Annotated in this window: 4 protein-coding genes; 1 reads left to right on the top strand and 3 read right to left on the bottom strand. The window is 58.8% G+C overall.

Annotated elements, in window-relative coordinates; translation table 11 throughout:
* Both P8Z34_16735 and P8Z34_16730 read right to left on the bottom strand, forming a co-directional pair.
* Window positions 1-431, bottom strand: a 431-nt coding sequence (locus P8Z34_16735) for a hypothetical protein (GenBank protein ID MEJ2552319.1), incomplete at its 3' end; no start/stop codon positions are given.
* An 11-nt stretch (window positions 432-442) separates the two neighbouring features.
* A complete protein-coding gene (locus P8Z34_16730; GenBank protein ID MEJ2552318.1) occupies window positions 443-2,485 on the bottom strand; it encodes a DUF2817 domain-containing protein in 2,043 nt (680 codons plus the stop codon).
* Between P8Z34_16730 and P8Z34_16725 the strand changes: the two genes are divergently transcribed.
* The gene (locus P8Z34_16725; GenBank protein MEJ2552317.1) at window positions 2,459-2,938 is read left to right on the top strand and encodes a hypothetical protein; all 480 of its coding nucleotides are present in this window, start codon (window positions 2,459-2,461) and stop codon (window positions 2,936-2,938) included. The genes P8Z34_16730 and P8Z34_16725 overlap by 27 nt on opposite strands.
* 142 nt (window positions 2,939-3,080) lie before the next feature.
* On the opposite strand, the gene P8Z34_16720 is transcribed toward P8Z34_16725, so the two are convergent.
* The gene (locus P8Z34_16720; GenBank protein MEJ2552316.1) at window positions 3,081-4,700 is read right to left on the bottom strand and encodes a DUF4157 domain-containing protein; all 1,620 of its coding nucleotides are present in this window, start codon (window positions 4,698-4,700) and stop codon (window positions 3,081-3,083) included.
* Window positions 4,701-5,408: the final 708 nt, after the last annotated feature.

The following is a 5,408-nucleotide window of genomic DNA, read 5'->3' as shown; positions in this document are numbered from 1 at the left end:
TTCAGGGAACCGATGCCATTCTTCCCCTCGTCCTCATCCGACCCGGCCATCATCCCGGCCTTGCGTTGCAGCCACGGCTCCTCATCCAATTCTTCTTCCTGCTCGACACGATCAAGCTCGGGAGCAGGATCGTTCGACGCTTCTCCCCCATCACCTGATCCGTGCTTGAACTGCGAGGGGCCATGCATGACCCGATCGGCAACTCGATCGGCCTGGCGCTCGAAGGGATCGTCGGGGGCACTGATGGGGACGTCACTCCATTCGGAGTTACAGCGCGGGCAGACGCCGCCACAGGCGCAGCTATATTCACCGCTTGCATCCATGCTTGCCACGGAGGCCGGGACATACGTCTCTATGTCAGGGGCCTTTGATTTCAGGGCGATCGCAGGCTTGGATGTTTTTTCTTTAACGGCTTTGACCGTCGCTGCCATGCAAATTCTCCCTACGGCGAAGGCGCAACGTTGGTTTGGAAGTGTTGCAAGCCCATCGTGCGCAGAATCCTTTCAATGCGGGCCACGTCTATCGAACCATGGACTGCTCGGGCGGTTTGGGCGATCAGATTGTTCAAAACATGGCCGGTAAAACGTGCAGCCCATTCTTGCTGTAAAACGTCTGCAATAACCCAATAGGATAAATGCCAGGGTTCGTCCTGATAATGCGGAAGCGTTGAACTGGGGCGATGACTGGAGTACGGATGGAAAAAGCCGAACCGCTGGGCTTCATCCCTAAAAAAGGGAATCAAAGGCACGAATCTGCCGGAACCGACCCAGTCTGAGCGTGTAGCCGAGACCACATCGATTTCTGTACCCCAATGATGTCGGGAAAAGCCCGGCAGCGAAATCGTCTGCATGACGTTGAGAATGGCCTGGGTGATTTCCCGATCCGTGCTGGTCGAACGAAAGAGCGCCTGATGCGCCAATGCGCGGCGCGCAATCCGAGACTGTTGCTGAAAGCCACGGGCTTGGCTGACGACGCGCAGCCGTTGCGGCAGCCTGCGCTTCACGCCTGGGGGTTGGCTCGGCCGCCAGACCGACCTGTAATAGGCATTCATGTCCTGGAAGCGGCTGCGCACAATGCGCTGTATCGCACGAAGCATGTGGGTTTCGGCAGCGGTCCTGCCTCGGCCGACCAAGAAAGCATCCGTCACCGCTCGGCGCAGCAGCGCATCTGCTTCCGACGGAGAGTGTTCGTTGTCGAGCAAGAAATCCCGAATGCCCGGCATGATCGTCGCAACGCTTCTCCCTCGGCCGGTGGCCGCCAGGGGGCTTTTCCCGCCGACTTCGTGCGTGATGGTGGGAATGCTGCCTCCGCCGCCGATGCTCCTGGGCGCCGAAGCCCATGCTCCCAGGCTGCTCTGTTGTGTAGTCACCGAAACCTGCGCCGTGGAGGGATAACGCGTGTTACACACATCGTTCGCCAGCTCGTTGCCCCTCACGTTAACGTCGCCAGGTCGGACACCCGACGACAAAGGCGTGCCGCGCATGCGTAATGCCATGCGGCAGGCCAATTCACGAGCGACATCACCTTCGACAGGATCGGCGTAAACACCCGCTGAACGAGTTGTGCCAATGGCATGCAGGGCCAAAATCCTGGCCGGACCCAGGGTGTTAACGACGTTCATCACGGCCTGGACTTCGGGTTGGCGTGGGGGGACACTGGCTCCTCTTCTTGGCGCCGGAAAGCCGCGCAATCCCGGGAAGTTCCTGTTGAGATCGACACCGCGGCGGTTGCCTCTCGTGCGATCGGCCACTCCGCCCGGATTCATGATCGGAATGAAAATCACATCGAAATCCCGGGCCAGGGGATTCGTACCGTTATTCAATTCTGTCTGCAATTGCCGGCCGATATCCAACGGGCCGCGTTCGTTGCCGTGAATACCCCCAACGATCAACGCTCGCCGTGCCGGCGCCGACGCACCACTCGGAGTGAGCGCCCAACGCGATCGATTTGCGGGCCCTACGACCTGCCTCGGCGAGGCAGGCGGCGCTCCGGGGCTCGGCGCCGAAGCAGGCGCTGCCGCTGGAGCCGCAGCGGCAGATCCCGACGATCCGCCACTCGACGTCGTTGTCGATTGCGGTCTTCCCGTCGTGTTGCGCGGGAAAACATACGCCGTAATTGGCAAATTAGAATCTTCGGACGGTGTTCCCATGCGCGGCCCTCGAGTCGCCCCGAAGCCGATCTCCCCACTCGTCTGGCTAAGTGGATCGGCCCAAAACAACTCGTCATGAAGGCGCGGTAAAACTAACGGCGTGCGGGCGATCTGCGGCAACGAGCGGTTTTTTATAATCGAGGATGGACCTCCCGTCTGCTGCGCCACGTGAATCAATTCGTGCGCCAGCAATCGTCTTCCCCCTTCCGTTCCCGGTAAGTATTCCCCAGCGTTAAAAACGATGTCCGTGCCGTGCGTAAAAGCACGAGCTTGCAAATCTCCGGCCATTTCTTGAGCCGATGAATCGGTATGCACCCTGATCGACTCCAGATCCAACCCCAATCGAGGCTCAAAGTATTCCCGCTCACTGCCCGCCAGTGGAGCGCCGCTGCTCTTCAAACCAAGAATACGACCTTCCAGACCTGCGCTCACTGCGGATATATCCGTCTTGAGCTGCTTGGCCTGCACGAGATCATCCGGTTTATCCCCTTCACCGAATTCCTGGCGCTGTACGACCGGCGTGATTCCTTCCGCCAGGCTTTTGGTTTGGATCAGTTCCTCTTCATCCGGACACGCCGAAGTGTATGCGCCGCTTCAAGTTGGGGCTCGTTGAACTGCCGGAGCCGGCATGCGCATGAGTTGATCGGCCACGCTGTCGGCCTCTTGCTCGTAGCGGTCGCCGGGTGGATTGACCTTCAGCTTGGCCTGCACGCCGACGCAGCGTGGGCAGCCGCCTCCGCAGATGCATCCATCCTGGCGGCCGGGCGATTCAACCTTCGGCTCATGTAGACCGGAGAACGCTTGATATCCGGCAGCAGCATTCCTCTCGGAGGGGATTCGAGTTGGCTGATGTATAACTTTGGGATTGACACGTTTGAGGAAAATCATCTGTGCAGCCCCTTTGTGAAACGCGGACTACCAAATCCTGCACTCATGCGATGGCCGTACCTGGTATGGTTGATTCGGGGAAAGGTTCGCTGGGTAAAGACGCCGGCGCAGGCCAATAGCGCTCGGATAACGCCCTTCCCAAAGCCGCATACCGCTGTGCATCGCGCTCGGAGAGATCCCCATAACGCCTTAGAGCCAGGATGTAAAGCGCCTCGATGCGATCGCTATCGTCTGCGATTGCAAACCAGTACGGGCACAAATGCAGGACATCACTCGTCCACCATAAAAAATGGTAATAATAGCCAAAGGTGTTGCCAACGCAAGGGATTCCGGCGCCCTCACATTCGAACGGAATTCTGGCCTGCAGCAGTCTCCGCACGCGCTGGTACACACGACGCAGCCGGGGAATTCGCGCCGGGTTGTCGCTTCCGATGTGGGCACGGCGCAATCCAGCGTAAGCGTTGATCACAGCCGGCCGGGTATCGGTAGTGACGTCTAGTGCATTGACATTCCAACGCTCAGCTCGGGCCAGCGCCAATCTCACCTGGTTTCTTTGGTTTGGTCGACAATCGCTGAAGGTATCCATGGTGAAGCCCGGTGGGATATGATGGCGCCACATCCCGATGTCCTGGCAGAACATGGCGAATGAATCTGCGTTGTCCATCGCTTCTTCCGGGCGCAGGAAGGCGTAAGCCCTGTCCTTAAAATAAGCCCTGTCGCCAACGTGCCCGGCAGTGCCGACCCTGCGTGCAAAGTGATGCGCCGTCTCGTGAATGATCATGCGAACCTGGTATATCGCACCGCCACGGAAGAACCGCGGGCACCAACGAATGCCCCTCCGACCACCGGGCCGCGTATAGCCGTAGGCCCCAAAAGATCCACAAACGGGATCATTTTGTGGTGCGCACTGCATGGCGAAATTCCGCTGTCGTGGAGAATCTGTCAAAATCGCTCTCAAACGGTCACGTATCAAACCGGCGTGAAACACGCTGTGTGTGTGGAAATGCAAATCCAGGGAACGACGCACGAAATCACCGGTGGCGCTGAGTGGTAGGGCGATGTAGTGATTCAACCGCTGGATGGCGAGCCGCAGCCAAATCAAAGCCCGATGGATCGCCCGCATGAAAACGTTGCCCTGTTCCACCGAGCAACTGCCGGTGCTCGTAACCCGCACCTGCGTATTGGCGTCCCGCTGTATGCGGCCCGTAAGTTCAGGATTTCCTCGATTCTGCTGGACGACGTGGGTCAGCTCGTGGCCCAACAGCCGTCGGCCCGAATCGGTCCCCGGCTGGTATTCCCCAGCGCCAAAGACGATGTCCGTGCCGCGCGTGAACGCCCGAGCATGCAGATTGCCAGCCATCTCCTGCGCCGCCGCATTGGTGTGGACTCTCACCACCCGCAAATCTGTACCCATCCGCGGCTCGAAGAAGCTCCGCTCGCCGGACGACAGTGGAGCGCCACCGCCCTGCAGCCCTCGTATGCGGCCCTCCAGGCCCGAACCCAAATTGGCAGCCGCCGCTCGAAGCGGCTTCACTTGTATCCGCCCGACCTCGTCCCGCTCCTCGTCCAACGCCTGGCGTTGAAGCAGCTCTTCTTCGTCTTTCGGATCTACACCTCCGGGCTCTGCCTGCCGCTGAACGGCTGGCGCAGGCTCTTCCGACAAGCTTTTGGTTTGAATCAGTTCATCTTCATCCGGGCACGCCGAAGCAGAGGAACCGCTTCAAGTTGGGGCACGTTGAACGACAGGAGCCGGTGTACGCATTACCCGATCGGCCACCTCGTCGGCTTCTTCCTCGTAGCGGTCGCCGGGAGGATTAACCTTCAGCTTGGCCTGCACGCCGAGGCACGCAGGGCAGCCTCCACCGCACGCGCAGGAATGCAATTGTTGACTATAAAGATCAGACGAGGTCGAGTCTTGGTCAGCAACGCGGGTGGACGGGACAACCGCACTGACTTTATGTGTCTGTCCCGGCAGCCAATTGTGTCCCAGAGCACGTTTCCTAATCCCTATAAACATATCTCAACCTATCTGGCCTGGTATGCTGTTAGCTTCCAATTTTTTTCATCCCCGACGATGTCGGGGGTCGTGAGTAGAGCACACCCCTCTGCTTGACCCGTCACTTGATCATTGAGCCTGATTTGAATCTGTCCGTAGACGTTCGCTGTCATTCGTCGCCTTTTTTTGAGCGAAACTGCCGTTCGCCCTGTGCTGGTCATGGCCTTTCCAATCAGTTCTGAGCTAAATTGGCATTCAAAGAAGGCTTTCCCCACAACACCGATCGATCCGATACGACATCACGCCTTCGCTGAATTCCACCTAATCGATCAGCTCGTTGATGTCGAATGGGAAAGACGGCAGGTTTTGGGGAAC

Source organism: Anaerolineales bacterium (assembly GCA_037382465.1).
GTDB lineage: Bacteria > Chloroflexota > Anaerolineae > Anaerolineales > E44-bin32 > WVZH01.
Note: the sequence above shows the minus strand (reverse complement) of the source record. Positions and strands in the feature narration are given on the sequence as shown.

Coding starts and splice junctions, on each gene's coding strand:
- P8Z34_16725 (MEJ2552317.1), top strand. CDS start 2,459: ATGCACCCTGATCGACTCCAGATCCAACCCCAATCGAGGCTCAAAGTA.